Below are 21,076 nucleotides of genomic sequence, written 5' to 3'. Positions count from 1 at the left end.
CCTATTTCAGGCGTAATGTTTTTGCCTTTGTAAATTTACTATATTTTCGCCGTCCATTTACTTTCTTGTAGATGCGAACTTTATATGTTATTTTCTTTATCTTACGGCTGTATTTAATATCAACCTTACGGTGTTTTTTGGTAAGGTGATTATTTTTTAGTTTTAACAACACGTATCCCTTTTTGGTTTTTCCATAAAATTGGATATAACAGTTTTGCTGCCGCCGTAAAGACACCCGTAAATAACGCTGCCCTGACTTGGTTCGCTTAGGTACAACCTTTACTTTCGGCGCCGGATAATATTTTGACTTCGGCTTGGTTGAAACCTTGGGTCTTTGTGTTACTTTTGGCGTCACCTTCGGAGTAGGCGATGCTGTATTATCCAAAAAATCTTTAACCGTTACTTCTTTTATTCTTCCTTTTTTATAACCTAAAGCTTCTGTGTCCTCCATAAGCTGCAATGTTGGATATTGCTCTTTTCCTTGATACCATTTGGCATGTATTTCATCAGAAGTATCACATTTCTCAATATAATTATTTAATGCAGTACATACAGCTGTTGTATTGGCATACGTTCCCTCTTCACTTGATATTGGATCTTGACTTTCTTTCCCCTCCAGCTGTTCCTTTGTTAGCAAATAACAGCCTGACATCTCCCCTTCACCCACTTCAGCGATCAGCGGCAACGCACCATTCTCTGTGTATGCATAACAATGTTTCCATGCGTTTAACTTTTGTGCACCTGCTAATGTTCCGATTTGTATTTTTGATTCATCATCTATATCATTTTTCTTTGGCACATTCATTACACTCAAACAATTAACAAAGGGATATTTTTTGGCAATCGTTGACGGACTATCTATATAGGATTGCTGGGTACAATACCCTCTTCCCAATATGCCGCCTGCTACAATATGTCCTGTGTTACCATTGTAATCAATTGATGTTGTACACCCCACATTTTCAATGATCGTCCTGTATCTGTTATTCTGTCCACACACACCGCCAATATATGTATCGTTTATATTATTGGGGCAAACAAAGCTTCCGGTAAATACCATATCACGTAATTTGATCTGACCATCACCATCTGTAATATTCCCCACTATTCCACCTAGTACTTGCGTCTCACTGATGTCCGATTCATTAGACATAATCTGTCCGCTGCATTTTACCTGCTCTATATGAAATTGTGATTGTTGAGATTGATCAGAGGGATTATAATTATCGTTATTTGTAATACATCCTATGATACCACCGCTCTTTGTCCCCTGAACAATTGCATCGCTCCTGCACTGTGCGATCTCTAATCTACAATTATCCGTCTTACCTCTATAATAATCTCTTGAATCATACAGTTGACCAATCAGACCACCTGCATTGGTTCCCTCAATTTTATTATTCTCTAACACACAGTTTTCAATCATGGTAATATCATTTCTATAATATTTTAAATAACCAATCAATCCCCCTGCATTGCTTGTATTATGGTTATTATATGTTTTGTTTGAAAACACTTTGTTATTTGATGCCGTGCACTGTGCTACTCGAAAGTTGCTCATTGTATCCGCATTACCGATAAAAATCCCCATATGTTCTCCATTTGCCACAATGCAATTCTTCACTTCACAATTTTGAACAGATGGCGCACCACCGCCAAACAAGATCCCCAACTGATAACTCCCTGTATTCACTCCATATGCCATGCAGTTCTCTACCGTCAGTCCGGTCATGTCGCCTCCGCAATCAAACAGACCCCCAGCTCCATTATAAAACAATGCACCACGTATTACATGATCATTACCACAATATTTCGAATATAAATATCTAGCTCCGGAATCTTTCGATGACGAAAATGCAAATTTTTCTGACAAACCACACTTCTCAAAGGTCATTTCCTCCGTTAAGTCATCCGGGGCATATACTTTTTGATCCGGGGCGATCTGCGCCTTCAATTCTCCGTTCTCATATACCTGCGCAAACGCTGTTTTCTTATCATATCCAAAGGTATAATTACTTACTGTAATATCTGCTGTCTGAATATAGGCAGTCTTGGTTTCTGCCATATACCATGCCAAACCAGAATTCAGAAACTCTTGGAATGCGATGAAATCCTCTTTATTCGAAATTGTAATAGCTTTTACTTTTTTTAATTCCTTATAGCGTGAAAAATCACTCATTATTTTATTACAAAATGCCAAATAATCTACGGCAGACATAGAAGCCGATGTCTCCGCTCCTCTAACAGAAAATGATGGCATATTTCCCACTATCAAAGATATAATAATGACCAAGACAAGTGCCGTTTTTCTTCGTTTCATTCACCTTCTCCTCTCATAGCTGTGGTCACTTTTCACAACATCAAGCGCTGTAAATAGTTTACTCAAACAGTTCATCCAAATTTCCCTCATATTTTTTTGGGGATCGATTCTTCTTTGTTGTCGAACCACTGGAATCTTTTTTATTTTGCGTAGTAGTCTTTGACTCTTTTGCAGACTCTTTTGCAGACTTTTTCGATGACACCGCCTTGTCAGACGATTTTCTGTTTGTCACTGCATTCGATTTTCCACGCGCGGGTGCAGCCGCTTTCCTACTTACTTGCGCCGACGACTTCTTACTCGGTTTAGCGGATGCTTGGGTCGTCCCCTTCTTATCAGCCTGAGATCGTTTACTTGCTTTTGCGTCCTTGCCATTCTGCGGTGCTTCACTTGCTTTTGCGTCCTTATCTGCTTCTACGGCTATCGTCGATTCCGATGTATTTTTCACACCTGTAGGAGGAACCGACTTCTTATTTGGTAATGCCGATGGCATTGCCGATGGCATTGCCGATGGTATTGCCGATGGTATTGCTGTTGCACCCCTTTCCTGATCTGATACCGTCCTAATTACCTGCCTGAATGCAGCATCCGGAGCACTCCCCGTCTGCATCGGATATACACGATGAAATAATCCCAGAGCACCGATTACTACGACAATAGCACATGGCATGATCCAAATCATACGTCTAATATTGTGTCGGCTATTCTTTCGGCTAGTGTTAAATACATTCGCAATCTCGCGCCTCATTGTTCTTGTATGCCCGATCCGCGTCCAGACATATGCTCTTCCTGTTTTCTGTTGAAGCAGGTTGTTCTCCAACTCCACCTCGTCATAAAGAAGCTTCGACAGTGCATTGACAGACTTCAGCCGGTCTGCTTTATCAACTGCCATTCCCTGCATAATCGCCTCCGACTGTGCCCGTGTAAGTCCGGTCCCATATATCTCATTCAGCGGCGTCAGTTGATCATTCAGCCAGCGTTCCATCGCATCTTGTGGCACTATGCCCGTAATCATAAAATACATAGATGCACACAATGAATAAACATCCGTCCACGTGCCAAGCTTTTCACTTGCACGATGCTGCTCAACCGCAGTAAATCCACGCTTGATCGTAATCGTGTGATTGTTGCCATTGTCAGGATTTAAATTGCTTGCTGCTCCAAAATCAATCAATTTGAGTCTGCCATTTTTCGTCAACATTATATTATCCACACTAATGTCACGATGTAAAATTCCTTTATCATGAATTTGCTGTAAGGAATACAGCAGTGGTTTCATTTTGCGAAGCACTTCCTGCCCATCCATATGACCATGCGTCATCACATATCCCTTGACGCTGACACCTTGCACATACTCCATCACAATATAGGTCGTTTCATTCTCACAAAAAAAATCACGTGCCGTAACAATTCCATCTAATTCGTATAAAGATGCTGTGATCCTCGCCTCGCGGATCGCCCGTTTGCGTTCTTCGGTGTTGTTCGAATAAATTTCTTTGACAGCTACCATAACCTGCAGATTTTTATCAAATGCCTGATAAATAACCCCAAAGCCACCACGTCCAAGCACCTGCCTAATCTCGTATTGTCCTTTCAATATTGTACCCTTAGGCAACGCTCCCGTTATTTGTCCGCGATTCATCGGTTCACCTCCCACAGCTCTATACATCTTCATAATTTTTCTATTCTTTATCTCGTTCATATGATATTGAATAATATTACCACTTTTGATGTAGTGCCGCAAGACATCAAGAAGCAGTTTAAAATGTTCCGTTTGGAATATTTTAAACTACTTCTTTTCATCTACTATCAAAACACTATTGCCTCATTCCCCCCAGTTTTCATCTTTTTTTCTCGTTATATGTCACTATTACCAAGCTTCGATATGAAAACATCTCAATGGTACTTTTTTTCGTATCCCATTTGTAGATGGCATTATCCTTTTTATATTTTCCATACAAATCACAAAGGTACTCTTCCACCTTACCAGGAACTTCCTCATCAATAATATCGCTATTATCCTGTGGTGATAGCATAAAAGTAATCTGATACAATTTTCCATCCTTAAAAGAAAAATGTGTTAGTGCATCAATACCATCCATATAAGACTTCATATTATATAAATAATACGTCTCATTTTCTTTATCATCATCTGTCCCTTCCGTTCCCTTGGGATATTCTTTTTTAATCTGAGTCTCACTGCTACCCCACGCAATCTTATTATATAGACCACTGGTATCTGGTCGCTTTATAGCTGTCATTGCACCGACAACAACTACACATAACACTATAACACTCAGAACTATTTCCAATATCTTTTTCTGTTTTGTTCTTTTGCTCTCTTGTAAAGCTTTACACTCTATTTCTATGATATCTTTTACCGGAAAGCCACAGTTAGGACAACACTGTGCTTTATCACTTACCTTACTGTCACATTCCGGACATATTAATAACGCCATATCGTCTTCTCCTATTCTTCCAGATATACCCCTAGGGCTTTATAGTTATTTAATACTTCTGTATCTGTTTCGTTAAATGTATCTGAATATGTCTGCAAACTACCATTTGGATCCGTAACCATATTTGTAAGTTTAATGTACGAATCATAGAGTTTTGACATTTTTTCATAGGCTTCTTTATATTTTTCTGGCGGATTTTTCAATTTTTTCATCAAAGCATTTACAGTGTCTTGTTGTTCAGAAATCTTGTCCACTCTTGATGAAAATGTCAAATCTGAGAACAGCTTATGTAATGCATCATTAAAATCAGATACAAAAAAATGCTCATCTTTCATAGTGTATTTATCTGTTGAAGCATCATTCTTATTATAGATTGCATTATACCATACGCTTTTGATCAAATTCCCACATGATTCCGCTTCATCGGCACTATCCAGCATAGTTTTCGTGATTGTCTGCAAGTTTACCGCATATTCTTTTTCTGTTTTCTGCGCCTTGTCCGCTACAATTTTTTTCTGAATCAGACTAGCCACCAAAATCACAACAGCCATCAATAAAATAATTCCTATAGCTATTGCCATCTTCTTCTTTGTTACATTTGTCATTCGTACGCCGGCCACTTCAACCTGCTGCAAACCACCTTTGCTACTGTCTTCACTTAATGTAACCGGGCATCCACAGGAAGGACATATTTCTATTCCTTCTTCTAATTCTGCTCCACATTCTTCACAAATCACTTTCTCCTCTGGTAGCAAAGATACCCCACAATGAACACAACTCTTTGCCTTATCAGAAATCTGTTCCCCACAATTAGGGCATGTAATCATCGCCATAGTATTCTCCTTTCAAATCCAGGTAGTGTCAAATCACTACCTGATTACATTGTTGACAACTTGTATTTTTCAGGAATTTGCAAAATAAAATGCAATGATCCTTTTTTTCGATAAATATTATAACTGCATGGTGGTTGAAAAAATTTATTTTATTGTCACATGCGATTAGAAGCTTAATTGGGGAAAAAAAACAGTCCTATTATGAAATATCATAAAAGGACTGTTTATCTTACAGGGCATGATTCTATCATACACCCATTTGATTTTAGTATAGTGTTCTTTCAAAGTTTTCTTCTGAATTATTCCGATTCATCAAGAATTTTCTGCACTTCGCTCTCTGTCATAGTCAGTTTCTCTGCAATCTCAGAGACGGACATACCTAGTTCATGATAGAACACATCTATTTTGCCGGCAATTTTGCCGGCAATTCTTCCAGCATCATATCCTTTTTTCTCTACTCTATCCAATACCTCACACATATTCAACTCCTCCTTCCGTATCGCATCATTATATGCATCCTCAAATCGATGATCGCCCGTCATTATGCTCATCATTTGCAAAACTGCATGCACATGCTTCATTTTCTGTGGCGATGGTTTATATTCATGATTTAACCGTTTCTGCACAAAATAATCCGCTACAATGCGAAAATCACTCTGAAATAGTTTTACCTGTTCCGGCGTAAGATATGCGATTTCAAATACATTGATCCGATAGTCCTGCACATATGGTTTCAATGCATCTGAAACAGTTAGTCGATCCAAAAGACTCTTCGAGGAACTCCAAGGTTTCTCATAGCCAAAATACAGCACCAATGTCACAACCGGATAACGCTTTATATCACGCCTCTTCTTGGTAGATATTATATCACCATCTCCACCATCCTGTGAAGATATATCTCTAATTAACTGAGCACGATATTCTGCTCCATCATACGAAATAACTCTCAATGGCATATCCGCATCAGAATCTGTCTGATTTTCAATCCCCAAACAGGCGATGCGTATGGTGTCCTGATTCCAATTCTTTCCGACATCTCTCACTATTTCGCGTAATTTACCATCTGCCTTATAAGAAGACCGTAATGTTTTATCCTCCAATTGCTCCGGCCTTACGATCTGTTCTCCCTGAAACAATAACACATTAACTATATCCGCAAAAACGTCATTGTAATCCTCCAGTACCTTCTCCGCAATGTCTTTCTCTCCCATGTTCCCTACCTTTCCCTGTTGGCAACAAGTTCTTCCTCTCTTAAGGATACAACCCTTGATTTACTATACCAAAACCGCGCCTATGGCAGGAATCTGCACCTATAAAGGATACAAATCCATGCTAGTAAATCTGTCCAACATATACACATTTCTCGTTTTAGAACATAAGAGCAAAAGAACTTGTTATATTATTTGTATATGTATAAACATATCATTTCATATGTCAATTGTCAATATGTTTTGTTTTATAATCATTCATTTGTGCCGTTTTATGCTTTTGCTCGTTTCGGAACACTCTAGCATGATATGGTTCTATCATACATTCATGCTGTTTCGTTTTCTTATCATAATATTCAGTCCAAAAGCTTCCTTAAATTCGATTGTAAAATACAATTTATTCGTAGTTACCTTGAACGTATATGGATTTGCTTTTAACAGTTTCATTTCTTATGCAGTATATTCTTTCATTGCATCCTCTCCAATCTTGATCTTATTGTATCAGATGCCCTTGTTCTTAGATATACTCATGTATCCATTTTTATTAATTTATTGCCTTTAACCAGTGTCTACTTTATAGAATTTGATTCCTTTTTCACATGTCCACTTAATAGGGGCATCCCCCTTTTCATCGTGTCCACACTCTGGTCTTATAATTTTTAAAAATAATGTCTATTTTTATGAATATCTCCCTTTGTTAAAGTATCCACAATTAAGGCTCCTTTCAGTAATTTCAGACCTAGCAATTATTTATTATTTTCTCTCGCGATGATTAACATTCTGGACAATCCCTTTTTCTTACTGTGTCCACCTTATAGGGTACATTATATATAGGCAGGACTTACAAGGCATCTACGATCCTTTGCACCTCTTCTTCCGAAATCGCTAATTTCTCTGCGATCTCAACCACGGTCATATGAAGTTCCTCATATAAGGTTTCAATTTTCCCTTCAATCTTACCTTCTTTAATGCCTTCGACCTTACCCTCCTGGAAGCGTTCTCTATATTCCTGCTGTAATGTCATATAATCCAACCTCCATTTCTCATTTTGACGGGCGGACTGTACCGCCTCTTCCAAATCTCTTGTGAAGGTATCCGATACGCCTTTTCCGTCAACATAATCCAACAATCGTTTCATTTCAGGACTTACATCATCCAAAGTCCCTTTTGTGTTTAAGATTATCTTAACGGTGCCATCGTTTAATGTCAATGCTATATCTTCACTGCAGCGGTTTTCAAAGGTATAAATATGCCGTCCCAGTCCAAACGGATCAAAGGTGCAGATGAAGATGACATAGCTTTTCTTCAAGTGATTATAATCATCACCTTTTTCCAAAATATTCAGATCGATCATTCCCTGATAATATCGCATCCGTTTGGGCAGATTTCTCGCAGTGGTTGTCTGCATTTCCAGGTTAAATACTGTGTGTTTTTCATCCTCGACATACACATCGAGGCGGATTCCTTTAGCACCCGCTGCAATGTTTTCTTGGAATGCCCATTCCGGCTGTTATCGGTCTCTTGGTTGCGGTAATCATATTTGGAATACCCAAGTTCCTCATTAAGCTCTTCGTCAAGAGCCCCTTCCAATAAAACAGACATTATGAATATTCCGGCTACCATGTCCATGCTGTCCGGCATAAGGGAACCAAGAAAAGTGTGTGATTGGAGCAATACTAGTTTATCAGTTTCAACTCAATCGTAAAGCCTGCTTCGCACCGCAAAGCGGCTCTGGGCTTGACAAATGAGTTGTACCCGATAAATATCCATTAAGCCAATCAAGACGGTTTCCGTGTTCCGGAACACCGGTTTCCACATTTCCGGAATTAAGGTTTCCCGAAGCAAGAATATTCACATCATGTCCCGCATAATGAAATTAACATCGTTTCCGCTTTTGATACTGATATCATTCTCCTTGAGATATCCCTGCATCATTTCACGCATTGCTGCTTTTTGTGGTGAATCACTTTTTCTTCTTGCCATAATAAAAAACCTCCAAACTGAGTAATGTTGTCTTACATCAGTTTGAAGGTTTGCACAAACTTTAGGACACTCCCGTTCATTTAATAACTTACATTATAATTCATATTGATTTTGTGTCTTTTTTTTTAGATATATCAATATTTTTTTTAATCTCATCCATCAAAGTTTTATTTTGCTCAATGGACTTTCCCGATTGACGTTGCAACATCGTATGATCCTGTGCATTATATACCTTATTACGTTCAGTTATAGCATTAATGCAGGCCTGATCTAAGTCGTTATAATCTACTTCTTCTCTTTGTTCCAAAGCAACCGAAACACATGCGCTCTTGACTATATTTTTGATTTCTCTACCACATAGCTCATATTCTTTCGCAAGTTTTTCTAAATCTACATTTTGAGATAATGGAACATGTATATTTTTCCCTTTTAAGTGAATATTCCATATAGCAACACGCTCTTCTTCTGTTGGATATGTGAATTCGACATTTATTAAGCGAGACAAGAATGCTTTATCATAATTCACTACCAAATTCGTTGCAAATATTACTATTCCAGTAAAATTCTCTAAACATATCAATAATTGACTTCTCATCGAATTTATAGCCTGTGCCGAACCATCAGAAACATTAGTCAAGCGTTTTGAAAGTAAGGAATCCGACTCGTCCAAAAATAATATTGCATTTTCCCTCTCTGCAGCTCTAAAAATAGCTTTGACCATCTTAGGTCCCTCACCATGATATTTACTTTCAATGTCAGCATATGTGGCTTTTAATATTTTCTTATTTAGTTTTTTTGCTACAGCCTCAGCAGACATAGATTTTCCCGTACCTGGCGGTCCATAAAAACTTAAAGCTGTCGATGCTTGAGGAATAATCGAACGTAGCCCCCATTCATCGAACACCTTATGTTCAACTTGAATTATTCCTATTGCCTCGTCAATTTGTTTCCTTGTATACTCTGGTAATACAACCTGCTCAAAGGAATATTTCGGTTCATCAGCGCAATAATTCATTGACAATTTTTCATAATCATATTCACTATTCTCCTGGTTTTTTGATGCACTACCAGTCTGAACATTTTGTTTCATCAGACATTCATTTTTAGGATTATAGTTGGGGTTAAAGATTGCATAATTCAATTTAATGTTGACATTCTTTTCCCCTATCTCATTTTTAATTAAATCCTTAATTATCTGTTTAATTTCTGCATCATACCCCTCATATTTTGCTGAATCCATTACGCAAACATCTATACTATCATTTTCCACTTGACCTATAATTTCTACCTGTATAGCTCCATAATAACGTTTTAATTCAACACAAAAGACGTTTGCAATGTGATCAAACTGATTCGCACATGCATAATATTTATCTGCCGGTAAACATATATAAGCTTTCATATTATCTCTCCACAATTATCATCTTTCTCTCTCCTAAAAGCTCCTTCAATTCAGAATCTGGAACCACATTCTGATCTTGAATAAGTTCCGTATCTGTTATAGTATTATTCTCACTATCAACACTCACCATAACATGAGAATATCCTTCTAATTCATCTAACGATATTTTATTGTCACAATTATCAATCAAACACTGAATGTCAAGCAATGCAACCTTCGATATATTTGAATTACTCATTCTCTTTTTAACCTGATCCATAACCCAGGGTTTGGTAACCTTAATCAGCTTTACCAGTATATCACCTGCTATTATTGCTATTATTATTCCTGCTATTATATGCACCATCATTAACACCTTCCTCTCTCGTCTACTATAAATATTTTTGTATCATCTCCATCAAGATATTTAACCGTTTTTTCGTCAATGTTGGCTGCATATATCTTTCTGCCTATAGCATTTTCATCATCTTGCTTAATTGGTTTATCTTGGTCATCTACTAATCCCTGAATAATTACGTACTTTTCATTTTCATTTTTGGATTGCAAATTCTCCTTCACTGACAATATAAAACCAGTTGCTATTGGCATTTCTTTTTTATACCTTTTATAAAATTCAATACAACTGTCAAATTGAAATATCGTTTCTTTGTCGACCTTATTTTCATCCAGTTCTAACATTTCGACAATATCCGAAAGTGTATTGGCAACTTTGTCAACAACTTTTAACATCGTCTCTGCATTCTTAAAAACATCCACAAGTATTTCAATTTTTTTACCCATATACTTTTCTCCTTTACGCATAAACTATATTATTTTCTTGTATATCACAAGACACATTGTCTCCTCGCATTTCTAATTTTTTTCCAGTTTCCATTTCTTCCAATTTAATCACATTATCACATGAATCTATTTCTGCAATAAGTGCACTTTTCATTTTATGCTTTATCATCGCCTCCTTTATTTTTTTTATAGTTATGATCCCAGTTATAACCACCACAATAGCTCCGGCTGTTATAAGTCCTAACATAATCCAACCCAACATAATTAATCACTCCTCTACGACAAATACACCATCTCCTTTTGCTAATGAGTTTTCAAGTGCTTGATCTAATTTTTCATATTTGATCAACACAGAGTCCTCAATATTATGTGTGACATCATCTACAATCGCAATAACAATATTATTATTATCTTCCCAAACTTCTATGTCTTTTCCAATTTTACTTAAAGTGCTTTTATTGGCTTTTAAAATAATTGCTTTAGATCCACTCTTTATTCTGTCTTCTCTCCCTTTAATCCACTCTTGCACTTCTTTCATTGATAAATTACTAGTAAACATCGCCTTACCAAAGCACTGTTCCAGCAACCTTGAACATTCTAGTTTTTTATTTTCTTTTGATTGAATAATCATTTTTTCAATAATAATACCGATAACGATACCTCCTGCAACAGTTAAAATATATTTAACCATAATAAACTCCTTTCTCAAACATGCACATTTTCTTATTAATTACCTTACTATTTTCTTGTGTTTTCTCTTCACCTCCCAATAATATATACATTGATGTGTGTTTTATAAACACAACTTAAATTGGTGTATTTAATTAATACCATTCAAAAATAAATTAAACCTTTTATATAACTCATATAACTCATTTACCAGCCCTATCAATTTCTCCATTTCAATGTGTGAAATCGAAAATTTTTCTGTTATTTGTTGTAGAATTTTTGATTCACTATCCGAAATAACTTCATCAGCAATAACAAGACCTATAATTTCAGCAGTAACTGCTCTCTTTCCCCTTTCGTCACACAATTCATTAAGCCTGTTCAATGATTTATCCAAACTCAATTTAGCCATATATCTATGTTTTATGTTCATTTCCTGGCAAAATTGATCAATCAAATTCTTTTCTTTTTGACAAAAGTCATCATCACTTTCCGCCAAGTTAATACATAAATCAAGAAATACCTCTTTTGCTTCTTCATTCAATAAATTTAAATACAAATTAATTTTCCTCCTCTAATTATACATTTGAATTTTGATTATCTTGTAACCTAATTCAAATATAAAGATTTTTTGTTCATATTTCTTTATATAAATTACATTTACATTCGATAATTTATATAAAATTTCACTTTTTTGCCCCCTAGGACGTTTGCCTTAAATAAATCTGTCAAATTAACACCCAAATCACCTTCTAAATCCGTTGATTTTATAATTTCCAGTTTATTACTTTTGTGCTCAACAGCAGCTTTAACATCCGGGAAGCGATCAATCCATATATATTCATACTGTTTTCCTGAGGGTTCTGTTCCTTCACATGTGAATGTATATTCACTATTAAGTTTGCAATCAATGGTTGCTTCCGCATCATATTGTTTGGATGATTTTGCATTTGCTCCAATTTTAAGTGAAGAAACTGTTCCTATGACCATTTTAGAGACGCTTATATGATCCATAATATAATTAGCAATATCTGAAATCATCTCTCGAAGAACAAATTCCTTGTATTCTTTCAGCGAAATCAATTCTTTGTTCCTACGTGGATGTTCTGCATACAACACTCCCATTGACCAGTCTGCACCTGTTGCATTGGTATATTTAGTTGTTTCACTAAATGTGATATAACTAGGCAAAAATCTCTTATATATTTCTCCCCATATTTTAAAATTCATCATCATCAATGGATTAGCAACAAATCCCGCCGTCATTAATGCCTTTGATAATTGTTTCACCTTTTGTTGTAAACTAATATTCTTTTCATTTTCAACAATCATATAAAATTTCATTTTTTACTCCTTTTCTTTTGCCATGTCTTACACAAGAATACATGTTTGTCTAGTATTCATTCTTAATTTTCATTAATTAAGTTGACAAGATTAATTATTTCTTGCCGCATAATAATACTACTTGTTACACTTCCATTATTCCTTATTGGCAATAAACCCCAAAAAACAAAATCCCAAAAACGTACCAATACATGCAAGTACAGCACATAATATTATTTTTACTCCTGCTGACAAGCTACCTGCTTGTACAACATCTGTCATCAGTTTCATAATAATCGGATCAATTAACAATGCCATAATTCATTCCCCCTAGTATATAATTATTTGCCACCGTAAACCTGTACTCTAAATTCTTACCTCGAACTTCGGGCAAGTCATTTGCGACTGCATTTCCCGATTGTTTCTCAGCAAGCACGGTTTCTTAACACCTCTTTCATACTCCCACACGTCCTTCATCCCCCTTTTGGGGGCGATCACCTCGAAGGTTGGATCAAAATAGTGTTTACAAAAAGCACATTTTTTCATTCCGGTAGAGCCTTTCCGAGCTGTTAACCATGTCATTTCCCGCCTCCATTCTTAGATTTCCTTTGCATATGTATTCCTCTAAAAATACATGTCATTAGTCTTTCCATTTTTTAATATAGATATATTAGCACCGTATGTTCACTTCGTTTCTTAAAAATTTTCACAGCAAAACAAAACCAGCGCATTGCTTTTATAAGATTAGGGTGTCAAAAGTCCATTTTCATGACGGAGATATTTTTTTGAAGATTTGCGCTACAATATCTTGAGGCGATGCGGCGCATCGTTGATAGATATTGTAGTCAAAGATTTGAGAAAATAGCCCGTCAGGGAAATTCAGACCTTTTGACACCCTAATCTTTATAACAAAAAAAAGGATGTCAAAAGGTCTGAATTCCTCTGACATCCTAATCTGATCAACTTTTATTTACTTTTCCTTACTTCCCACTCTCAGCACTTGCGGTCGGTGTCGCGCTCGGCGCCGCCTGCAGGGAATCCCCGCCCACGATCGTCTGATCCAGCGGCTCCGGAGTCGGTGTCATTGTTGGCGCCGCATCGGACTGTTGATAGAACGGATCGCCGCCATGCCATACGAAGCAGTAATTTCCGATCATGCATACTGCCCCGACAATTACTGCCAGTATGATGATGTTACGTCCTCTGCCATGCATCCAGTCACGAAACTGATGCCACGTCTCACTCAATTTATGTTTCACGATATCTCATGTTCCTTTCCGTTGTTACACCTGATCACGACAGGTTTCCAATATCTTTGACTAACACTGCCGTCTCTGGTGGGCAGTCTAAGATCAATTTGCCGGACTGTACCGGGTACACCTTTGTCTCTATGGAAAATCCACTGGCATCGGTAAGGATCACACGTGCCATTCTAGTTGGCTGTGTCATACCCAAACGCCATACCGGGATCTCCATATGTCTTGTATCCTGACTGATATTAATTGCTACCACAATATGTTCATTGTCATCAAAACGACCATAACTAATGCACTGATATTCCCCAAACAAAAATAGAATAGAGCCGGTTCGCAGTACCTGGTGTTCTTTGTGGATACGGATCAACTCTTTGTGATACTGGATCAGCTCTTCGTCTTCGTGTCCCCAAGGATACGCACGTCGGCTGTCCGGATCTGTCCATCCGCAAAGTCCTGCCTCATCGCCATAATAAATGGTCGGCGCACCCGGCCACGTCATCTGCATTAATACGGCCATTCGAAACAGGTTCTTATTAACGCCTTCATTCGCAGCATCTGCTCCACGCGAAGAGATACGGCCAACTTGATGGTTGGTTCGTGTCAGGAAACGGGAGTGGTCATGATTGGACAATTCATTCATCGCCACCTGCAAAGACTGCGTATTAAATCTCGTCATATAATGCCGCATGGAGCCAAAGAAAGCATCTGCATTCCCGATAAGATCTCCTCGGTATTCATCGCTGTGTTTCTCCACACCGGTCAAAAACCAGGTGAGTGGTTCCATAAATGCATCGTAGTTCATCACGGTATCCCACTGATCACCCTTTAACCATTCTGTCGGATCACCATAGTGCTCTGCCAGCACGATCGCATTCGGATTGGCTTCTTTTACATTACGGCGGAATTCGTGCCAGAAATGATGGTTGTACTCTGCGGTCTGCCCCAAATCTGCTGCCACGTCCAAACGCCATCCATCAACATTATAAGGTGGTGAAACCCATTTGCGTGCGATCCGCATAATATATTCGTACAACTTTGGGGATTCCTCATAATTGAGCTTTGGCAGTGTATCGTGTCCCCACCAGCCGTCATAATTAACATTGTACGGCCACGTATCCTCGCGGAACTTAAAGAATGTGCGGTATGGACTGTCTTTTGATACGAACGCACCTTTTTCGTAACCAGGCGCATCTTCGTAAATACATTCACGGTCGAGCCATTTATTAAAGGATCCACAATGGTTAAATACGCCATCGAGTATGACCTTCATTCCGCGGCGATGTACTTCCTCTACAAATTCAATAAAAAGCTGATTACTTGCTTCCAGATTTTCTTTGTCTGTCACTCGACAAATATAGCGTGTAGCATCTTTATTCGGGTGCTCCGGATCGTGAATGATCAGATTGCCATTTTCGTCACGCTGTAGATTTTCGCCGTCATTTTTGACAATACGTCCAAAATGCGGGTCGATATAATCATAGTCCTGAATATCATATTTGTGGTTTGATGGAGAGACAAAGATCGGATTGAGGTAGATCGCCTCAACACCAAGATCCTGCAAATAATCTAATTTCTTCATAACGCCGGCGATATCACCACCGTAAAATTCACGCACATCCATCTCGCGAGGATATTTCATCCAATCAGTATTTTTGTGCGTTCCCTCTCCGATGTAAAAATATTCGTCCGTCTCCACGTCGTTACTGCGATCTCCATTGTAAAAACGATCGACAAATATCTGATAAATAATGGCGCCTTTCGCCCAATCAGGGGTCTGAAACGATGGTGTAATGGAAAAGTTATAATAATTTTCTACACTGCTGCACACACCAACGCTGTTGAAATAACATACCATATGTCCACTATGTACTTCAAAGTAGTATTCTACTCTGCTGTCTCCAAGTTTTACCGTATATTCGTAATAGTCAAACATTTTGTCGTTGGCTACTTTCTGCATCGTGTAGCGCTGCTCGTCAAATACTAAAATGACCTCGTCAACGTTTTCCCGCCCTGTCCGAAAACGGAGATGTACCTCTTCGAAGCAATCCGGCTCAGACGGATTACGGTAAGACGCAGTTCCATCGCTGAATAATGCCTGTGGGTTAAAGATCACCGTCAAATTATCCATGTATAGCTGCGTTTTCTGCGCCTTAGACATTTTATAAAATGGAATATTGATATCCATAAATGCTCCCCTTTTCTATTACATCAATTTACACACTTCACTCTATTTTATCAGAATATGCCGCTTTTGCCAATGATAAAAGTGTCTCGCGGTCATTTTGCTCCGGCTGGTCAAGCACCTGTTCCAGCAAATACTGTAGCAGCTCTCCGATCTGCGGTCCCGGTTTAACCCCTAATTCCGTCATGATATCACGCCCCGTGACGGCAAGCTCTTTGATGGTAAGCGCCGGATGGAACTGTTCCATCTCCATAAATAGTCGATATACCGCTGTCACCCGCTGCAGTTTTTCTCCCGCTTTGTCTGGATTTTGCGCCAAAATATCCGCATACTGTACTAACGTTACAAGTGGCATGAATTCTCTGCCAATCCGCGCAGCCGCACGTCGGATCTGCCGTTTTTGCGGCTGCACACGCTCATCATGATGCTGGATCAGCGTCTTGACCCGATTCACCGTATCATTATCAAACGTCAGTCTACGCAAGATCTGTCCTGCCAACTTCGCTCCACTGTCCGGATGTCCATGGAAATGTCGTATTCCCTGCTCATCTTCCGTGGCGCAGTCCGGCTTGGCTACATCATGCAGAAGCATTGTGAGACAAAGCACCTGATGTGTCTTTTTGTCACACGCCGGAACGATCTCACGAATCACCTGTTCCATGTCATTCCAAGTGCCGTCATCAATCTGACCATCTATGATCTCTAAGCGTTCCTGCAATGAATCATGCCCTACTCTGTCTGTCGTTTCAGTCAGACTTTCCACCGCTTCGGCGTTTTTCTGACGTAAAAAACAATTCATGACCTCTACACTAACTATACTATGCTCACCCACGGTATAAATATGGTGCGGATTTTTCTGTTCAAAGGTCATCATGCGGTCTAATTCCGGCAAAAAATATGCTGTCATTCCTGTATCAACTGCTTCCCGAAGCTGTCCGGAGTCTTTTGAGATCAATAACTTCGTCATTTCCACACGTATACGCTCTGCGCTGATATTTTGCAAATGCTCTGCCCGCTCTACGATCGCCTGTCTTGTTTTTTCCTCGATCGTAAACTGAAGCTGTCCCGAAAATCGTACAGCACGCAGCATACGCAGTGCATCCTCATCAAAACGCTTATCGGGATCTCCCACACAGCGAATGATTCTTCGTTTTAGGTCGCCGGTACCATCAAACGCATCGACCAGTCCGGTCTTCGGATTGTATGCCATCGCATTGATCGTAAAATCCCGCCGCTCCAGATCATCCACGAGATTACCGGTAAAAGAAACCTGCTTTGGATGTCTATTATCTTCATATTCTCCATCAATACGGTATGTCGTCACCTCGTAGCCAACATGATTTTTCATAACAGTAACGGTACCGTGCTCGATGCCCGTATCAATCGTCCTGTCAAACGCTTTTTTGACGGCTTCCGGTTTTGCCGAAGTCGTGATATCCCAATCCTCCGGCTCTCTTCCCAACAATGTGTCACGAACACATCCGCCCACTGCATACGCTTCATATCCCAGACTTTCCAATCGGTCGATGATCTCGACAACAGACCGTGGTAATCGCATTTCCATGAACTGCTCCTTTCTGTCAATGCATCTTTCACAGATTCTCTTCGAAAACTATTCCCGTTTTTTATTTGAAAAGACCCTCAAATCTTGATCGACAAAATTTGAAGGTCTTATTTCTAATGGATGTTTTCTGCAATCCTTTTGCAGATACTATCATCAAAATCCTGCATCATCTCTTTTTCTGACAAGACCATCCCTTGATCACTGCATCGTGCCCAGCAGTAAACTGGTAAGATCCAACCCGCAATTCTGCTTTAAGGTTGTAAGGAATGTAATCAGATCAATATTCTCGGCATACTCATTGATCGCATTCTCATCTGCAAAATCATATATTTTAGCATCGGCTGCCGGTGCGCTGACCTTCGGATCTTCACCATCCTCCGAAGCAATGTTTAACGTAACCATAGCACTGCTGCCGCTAAGTACTTTGATCTCTGATCTCGCTTTCTTCGTATCGCCTTCAAACGTCCAGTCTAAGGAATACAGTGCAAATGCCGGCATTTTGTTTTCATCGGCTTTGATGATGATCTCACCTTTGCAACTGCCTTTTTCCAACGCCTGAACATCCATATTCTTTACTTCGATAGAAAGGAATTTCTCACCGTCTGTAATATATTCCTTGCTGACATCCTCAAGCAAAGAGGCATCCACGCTCGCATATAATTTTGCATTGACTTTGCCGGACTTCATCTCACCCTTGCCGGATAATTTAGCATATTTTGTCTTATCAACAACGAAACTCAACTCATAACCGAACTTGTTGCCTTTCTTCGGCAAAAAGCTTCTGATCTCAATCGTATTTCCGTCTTCTGTCTTGGCAGAATATGTTCTTCCGACAACTTCACCACTCTTATCCACATACAAAGCAGCTTCTAAATTAATGTTTTCCTTGGAAGCATCTTCCGCAGCCAGCTCTTTTTCAAACTCGCTCACACCGTCCTTAAACTGTGTATATGCAGATTTGTCCGCTTTGTCAATGATTGCCTTGATATCTTTATCTTTCTTTAACTGTTTTGCCATCTTCGCAGCAATATCACATACCTTTTTGCTGTCGGCTTTGGCAGTCAGTACAGTACACTCTTTACTGATCCCTTCTACCTTAACGGTCTGATTCTTCTTAGTCACACCGGTAAGATTATCATAAACAATATCGGAATATGTTGTTAATACATTTTCTAATGTATCTCCATCCGGTACTTTGTCCATGACAGCACCGGCTGCTTTGACATAATTAACCTGTCCGTCTACATCTCCCAAATTGCTGTAATCCAAATAAGCATCCGAGAGCTCCGGTATCTGCATATACACCTTGCCATCTTTGTAGTCTGCATAAAGATTGTAGCTCATCGCATCTTTTCCATTTACCTTGAGAACAGACTTCGACGTTGCAACTTTATCCTTTACTTTTGCATTCGTCTCTATTTCCATAGACTCCAGCCCAACCGAAGAAAGCATTGGCTTTAACGCATCACCAGCCTCTACTTTGATCGTTGATTTCTTCTGCTGATCATTTAGCTTGATCGACTTTGTCATTGCATTGTAAGACTTTACTACCTTATCTACTGCTTTATCACGATCTTTCTTGGCAATATAGCGATAGTAACTTTCCGGACTGCCTTTGCTTCGAATAAAATTGGACAATGTATCGTAGTTTGCAGCGGCTGCTCCTACTGCAACCAATAATACTGCGATCACTGCAGCAATAATATACTTTTTCTTGCTCTTTTTGGCCGGTGTTCCTACTGTCCCTTGCTCTGCTGACGCTGCTGCAGCCGCATCTTTCTGCTCTGTCGCTGTTTCAACGGTCACATCATCTGTCTTTTGCTCTAATCCGTCATTAACAGTTTCTTTTTCCATACTCATATTCTGTTTCCTCTCCTTCAAACCTTCATTAACAATGCCAAGTCATTAATATACCGTAACCGCACCAAAAAGTCAAAAATTCCCTGCTATTCGTTGTGGTAGCATATCTCGAAATCCACACTTTCATCATCCGCCACCGTCATGATCGCATACGTTTTTTTGCCATCCTCCTGTCTCGGAATTGAAATGCTGCCCGGATTTAATACTGTAACTCCAAAAACCTTTTTCAGATATGGCACATGGGTGTGGCCATACATTACAATGTCTGCTCCATTTTCCTTGGCGATGTCTGTCATAAGCGGCACGGAAGGTCTTGCTCCGTAAATGTGTCCATGCGTTATAAATACTTTATGACCGCCCAGTGCAATCAGAGCTGCTGCCGGAAGCTTACTCATACCATCACAATTACCACGCACCATATAAACCGGGCAGGTAAAGATGTCACGGATCTCTTGTTCTGTCTCGGCATTCTGACAGTCACCCAATTGAACAACACCGTCAAAATCGGTGCCGATCTGATCAAGCACTTCTTTTAGATATATATTAATTCCATGGTTGTCACTAAAGATCAGAAAACGTTTCATAATATTCTACTATTCCTTTCTTCTACAAACAGTTTTCACGTTTTAATTCTTCATACATTGCCGTCAATGCTTTTCCTCTATGGCTCACTTTATTTTTGTCTTCTGAAGACAACTCAGCAGTTGTGCATCCAAATTCCGGCACATAAAAGATCGGATCATAACCAAAGCCATTTTCACCCTTTTGCTCATAGCCAATACGTCCCTCGATCACACCACGAACAGTGATCGTCCGCCCATCCGGGAAAGCACAGGCAATGGCGCAGACAAATCGAGCTGTACGCTGATCATCCGGTACACCGGCTAACAGATCAATAATATGATTATTTTTAATATCATAGGAAGTATCCTCTCCTAAATAACGTGCAGAATATATTCCCGGCTCTCCATGCAGATAATCTACTTCCAGTCCGGAATCATCTGCCAGTACCATCTGTCCCGTCAAGTCTGAGATAGTTCTCGCCTTGATGATCGCATTTTCCTCAAAGGTGCTTCCATTCTCAATAATCTCTACATCCTGCAAATTTTCGTCTTTTAAGGAAACAAATTGGATATTCTCTCCTTGTAAGATCTGGCGGATCTCATCCATCTTGCCTTCATTTCCTGTTGCTACTATTATTTTTTTCATGATCTATTGATTCCTTTCTAAGATTAAGGAC

The 21,076-nt window shown here is 39.1% G+C and carries 21 protein-coding genes and 1 pseudogene; all 22 read right to left on the bottom strand.

Going from position 1 to position 21,076, the window contains the following annotated elements; translation table 11 throughout:
• Position 1 precedes the first annotated feature (1 nt).
• The 22 genes and pseudogenes from ACSAJE_RS13225 to ACSAJE_RS13120 all read right to left on the bottom strand — a co-directional run bounded on the left by ACSAJE_RS13225 (position 2) and on the right by ACSAJE_RS13120 (position 21,045).
• A complete protein-coding gene (locus ACSAJE_RS13225; RefSeq protein WP_458009333.1) occupies positions 2 to 2,320 on the bottom strand; it encodes a hypothetical protein in 2,319 nt (772 codons plus the stop codon).
• 58 nt (positions 2,321 to 2,378) lie between these two features.
• Positions 2,379 to 3,959: a protein kinase domain-containing protein gene (locus ACSAJE_RS13220; RefSeq protein ID WP_458009332.1), complete on the bottom strand. Its 1,581-nt coding sequence runs from the start codon at positions 3,957 to 3,959 to the stop codon at positions 2,379 to 2,381.
• A gap of 199 nt (positions 3,960 to 4,158) precedes the next feature.
• Entirely contained in the window at positions 4,159 to 4,776 is a 618-nt protein-coding gene (locus ACSAJE_RS13215; RefSeq protein ID WP_243104018.1) for a zinc ribbon domain-containing protein, read from the bottom strand.
• Between the two features lie 11 nt (positions 4,777 to 4,787).
• Positions 4,788 to 5,603, bottom strand: coding sequence for a zinc ribbon domain-containing protein (locus tag ACSAJE_RS13210; protein ID WP_458010077.1), 816 nt, complete (start codon positions 5,601 to 5,603; stop codon positions 4,788 to 4,790).
• Positions 5,604 to 5,908: 305 nt separating this feature from the next.
• Complete coding sequence (locus ACSAJE_RS13205) at positions 5,909 to 6,820, bottom strand: Rpn family recombination-promoting nuclease/putative transposase (protein WP_458009331.1); 912 nt, start codon at positions 6,818 to 6,820, stop codon at positions 5,909 to 5,911.
• 838 nt (positions 6,821 to 7,658) lie between these two features.
• Positions 7,659 to 8,267 carry an Rpn family recombination-promoting nuclease/putative transposase gene (locus ACSAJE_RS13200; RefSeq protein ID WP_458009330.1) on the bottom strand — a complete coding sequence of 203 codons (609 nt, stop codon included), beginning with the start codon at positions 8,265 to 8,267 and terminating at the stop codon, positions 7,659 to 7,661.
• A 29-nt stretch (positions 8,268 to 8,296) separates the two neighbouring features.
• Positions 8,297 to 8,458, bottom strand: a pseudogene (locus ACSAJE_RS13195) (IS256 family transposase); the annotation flags it as partial.
• A gap of 210 nt (positions 8,459 to 8,668) precedes the next feature.
• Positions 8,669 to 8,800 carry a hypothetical protein gene (locus tag ACSAJE_RS13190; protein ID WP_279221305.1) on the bottom strand — a complete coding sequence of 44 codons (132 nt, stop codon included), beginning with the start codon at positions 8,798 to 8,800 and terminating at the stop codon, positions 8,669 to 8,671.
• Between the two features lie 100 nt (positions 8,801 to 8,900).
• Complete coding sequence (locus tag ACSAJE_RS13185) at positions 8,901 to 10,202, bottom strand: ATP-binding protein (RefSeq protein WP_118690979.1); 1,302 nt, start codon at positions 10,200 to 10,202, stop codon at positions 8,901 to 8,903.
• Position 10,203: 1 nt separating this feature from the next.
• Positions 10,204 to 10,551: a hypothetical protein gene (locus tag ACSAJE_RS13180; protein WP_118690980.1), complete on the bottom strand. Its 348-nt coding sequence runs from the start codon at positions 10,549 to 10,551 to the stop codon at positions 10,204 to 10,206.
• Positions 10,551 to 10,982: a hypothetical protein gene (locus ACSAJE_RS13175; RefSeq protein WP_458009329.1), complete on the bottom strand. Its 432-nt coding sequence runs from the start codon at positions 10,980 to 10,982 to the stop codon at positions 10,551 to 10,553. The genes ACSAJE_RS13180 and ACSAJE_RS13175 overlap by 1 nt, the downstream gene beginning before the upstream one ends.
• Before the next feature lie 13 nt (positions 10,983 to 10,995).
• Positions 10,996 to 11,244, bottom strand: a complete 249-nt coding sequence (locus ACSAJE_RS13170) for a hypothetical protein (RefSeq protein ID WP_118691348.1) — start codon at positions 11,242 to 11,244, stop codon at positions 10,996 to 10,998.
• Between the two features lie 6 nt (positions 11,245 to 11,250).
• Positions 11,251 to 11,673 (bottom strand): hypothetical protein, encoded by a 423-nt coding sequence (locus tag ACSAJE_RS13165; protein WP_118691347.1) that lies wholly within the window; start codon positions 11,671 to 11,673, stop codon positions 11,251 to 11,253.
• 129 nt (positions 11,674 to 11,802) lie between these two features.
• Positions 11,803 to 12,210, bottom strand: coding sequence for a hypothetical protein (locus tag ACSAJE_RS13160; protein WP_118691346.1), 408 nt, complete (start codon positions 12,208 to 12,210; stop codon positions 11,803 to 11,805).
• A 101-nt stretch (positions 12,211 to 12,311) separates the two neighbouring features.
• Positions 12,312 to 12,995: a hypothetical protein gene (locus ACSAJE_RS13155; protein WP_118691345.1), complete on the bottom strand. Its 684-nt coding sequence runs from the start codon at positions 12,993 to 12,995 to the stop codon at positions 12,312 to 12,314.
• A gap of 135 nt (positions 12,996 to 13,130) precedes the next feature.
• Positions 13,131 to 13,292, bottom strand: coding sequence for a hypothetical protein (locus ACSAJE_RS13150; protein WP_458009328.1), 162 nt, complete (start codon positions 13,290 to 13,292; stop codon positions 13,131 to 13,133).
• A gap of 662 nt (positions 13,293 to 13,954) precedes the next feature.
• Positions 13,955 to 14,233 carry a hypothetical protein gene (locus tag ACSAJE_RS13145; RefSeq protein WP_118691343.1) on the bottom strand — a complete coding sequence of 93 codons (279 nt, stop codon included), beginning with the start codon at positions 14,231 to 14,233 and terminating at the stop codon, positions 13,955 to 13,957.
• 34 nt (positions 14,234 to 14,267) lie between these two features.
• Positions 14,268 to 16,415, bottom strand: coding sequence for a glycoside hydrolase family 13 protein (locus tag ACSAJE_RS13140; RefSeq protein WP_347559550.1), 2,148 nt, complete (start codon positions 16,413 to 16,415; stop codon positions 14,268 to 14,270).
• A 37-nt stretch (positions 16,416 to 16,452) separates the two neighbouring features.
• The gene (locus tag ACSAJE_RS13135; protein WP_458009327.1) at positions 16,453 to 17,976 is read right to left on the bottom strand and encodes a CCA tRNA nucleotidyltransferase; all 1,524 of its coding nucleotides are present in this window, start codon (positions 17,974 to 17,976) and stop codon (positions 16,453 to 16,455) included.
• 198 nt (positions 17,977 to 18,174) lie between these two features.
• The gene (locus ACSAJE_RS13130; protein ID WP_458009326.1) at positions 18,175 to 19,836 is read right to left on the bottom strand and encodes a hypothetical protein; all 1,662 of its coding nucleotides are present in this window, start codon (positions 19,834 to 19,836) and stop codon (positions 18,175 to 18,177) included.
• 86 nt (positions 19,837 to 19,922) lie between these two features.
• Positions 19,923 to 20,420, bottom strand: a complete 498-nt coding sequence (locus tag ACSAJE_RS13125) for a metallophosphoesterase family protein (protein WP_458009325.1) — start codon at positions 20,418 to 20,420, stop codon at positions 19,923 to 19,925.
• Positions 20,421 to 20,442: 22 nt separating this feature from the next.
• Entirely contained in the window at positions 20,443 to 21,045 is a 603-nt protein-coding gene (locus ACSAJE_RS13120; protein WP_022024142.1) for an XTP/dITP diphosphatase, read from the bottom strand.
• Positions 21,046 to 21,076 lie beyond the last annotated feature (31 nt).

The organism is Jutongia sp. SJQ-6 (genome assembly GCF_054161275.1).
This window is presented reverse-complemented; position numbering and strand designations above follow the sequence as displayed.

What these genes read in the sequence shown, in the direction of transcription:
- ACSAJE_RS13190 (WP_279221305.1), bottom strand. Translation starts at nt 8,800, where the DNA reads ATGGCAAGAAGAAAAAGTGATTCACCACAAAAAGCAGCAATGCGTGAA.
- ACSAJE_RS13225 (WP_458009333.1), bottom strand. Translation starts at nt 2,320, where the DNA reads ATGAAACGAAGAAAAACGGCACTTGTCTTGGTCATTATTATATCTTTG.
- ACSAJE_RS13140 (WP_347559550.1), bottom strand. Translation starts at nt 16,415, where the DNA reads ATGGATATCAATATTCCATTTTATAAAATGTCTAAGGCGCAGAAAACG.
- ACSAJE_RS13155 (WP_118691345.1), bottom strand. Translation starts at nt 12,995, where the DNA reads ATGAAATTTTATATGATTGTTGAAAATGAAAAGAATATTAGTTTACAA.
- ACSAJE_RS13180 (WP_118690980.1), bottom strand. Translation starts at nt 10,551, where the DNA reads ATGATGGTGCATATAATAGCAGGAATAATAATAGCAATAATAGCAGGT.
- ACSAJE_RS13210 (WP_458010077.1), bottom strand. Translation starts at nt 5,603, where the DNA reads ATGATTACATGCCCTAATTGTGGGGAACAGATTTCTGATAAGGCAAAG.
- ACSAJE_RS13130 (WP_458009326.1), bottom strand. Translation starts at nt 19,836, where the DNA reads ATGAGTATGGAAAAAGAAACTGTTAATGACGGATTAGAGCAAAAGACA.
- ACSAJE_RS13205 (WP_458009331.1), bottom strand. Translation starts at nt 6,820, where the DNA reads ATGGGAGAGAAAGACATTGCGGAGAAGGTACTGGAGGATTACAATGAC.
- ACSAJE_RS13170 (WP_118691348.1), bottom strand. Translation starts at nt 11,244, where the DNA reads ATGTTGGGTTGGATTATGTTAGGACTTATAACAGCCGGAGCTATTGTG.
- ACSAJE_RS13215 (WP_243104018.1), bottom strand. Translation starts at nt 4,776, where the DNA reads ATGGCGTTATTAATATGTCCGGAATGTGACAGTAAGGTAAGTGATAAA.
- ACSAJE_RS13220 (WP_458009332.1), bottom strand. Translation starts at nt 3,959, where the DNA reads ATGAATCGCGGACAAATAACGGGAGCGTTGCCTAAGGGTACAATATTG.
- ACSAJE_RS13135 (WP_458009327.1), bottom strand. Translation starts at nt 17,976, where the DNA reads ATGGAAATGCGATTACCACGGTCTGTTGTCGAGATCATCGACCGATTG.
- ACSAJE_RS13150 (WP_458009328.1), bottom strand. Translation starts at nt 13,292, where the DNA reads ATGGCATTGTTAATTGATCCGATTATTATGAAACTGATGACAGATGTT.
- ACSAJE_RS13185 (WP_118690979.1), bottom strand. Translation starts at nt 10,202, where the DNA reads ATGAAAGCTTATATATGTTTACCGGCAGATAAATATTATGCATGTGCG.
- ACSAJE_RS13125 (WP_458009325.1), bottom strand. Translation starts at nt 20,420, where the DNA reads ATGAAACGTTTTCTGATCTTTAGTGACAACCATGGAATTAATATATAT.
- ACSAJE_RS13175 (WP_458009329.1), bottom strand. Translation starts at nt 10,982, where the DNA reads ATGGGTAAAAAAATTGAAATACTTGTGGATGTTTTTAAGAATGCAGAG.
- ACSAJE_RS13165 (WP_118691347.1), bottom strand. Translation starts at nt 11,673, where the DNA reads ATGGTTAAATATATTTTAACTGTTGCAGGAGGTATCGTTATCGGTATT.
- ACSAJE_RS13120 (WP_022024142.1), bottom strand. Translation starts at nt 21,045, where the DNA reads ATGAAAAAAATAATAGTAGCAACAGGAAATGAAGGCAAGATGGATGAG.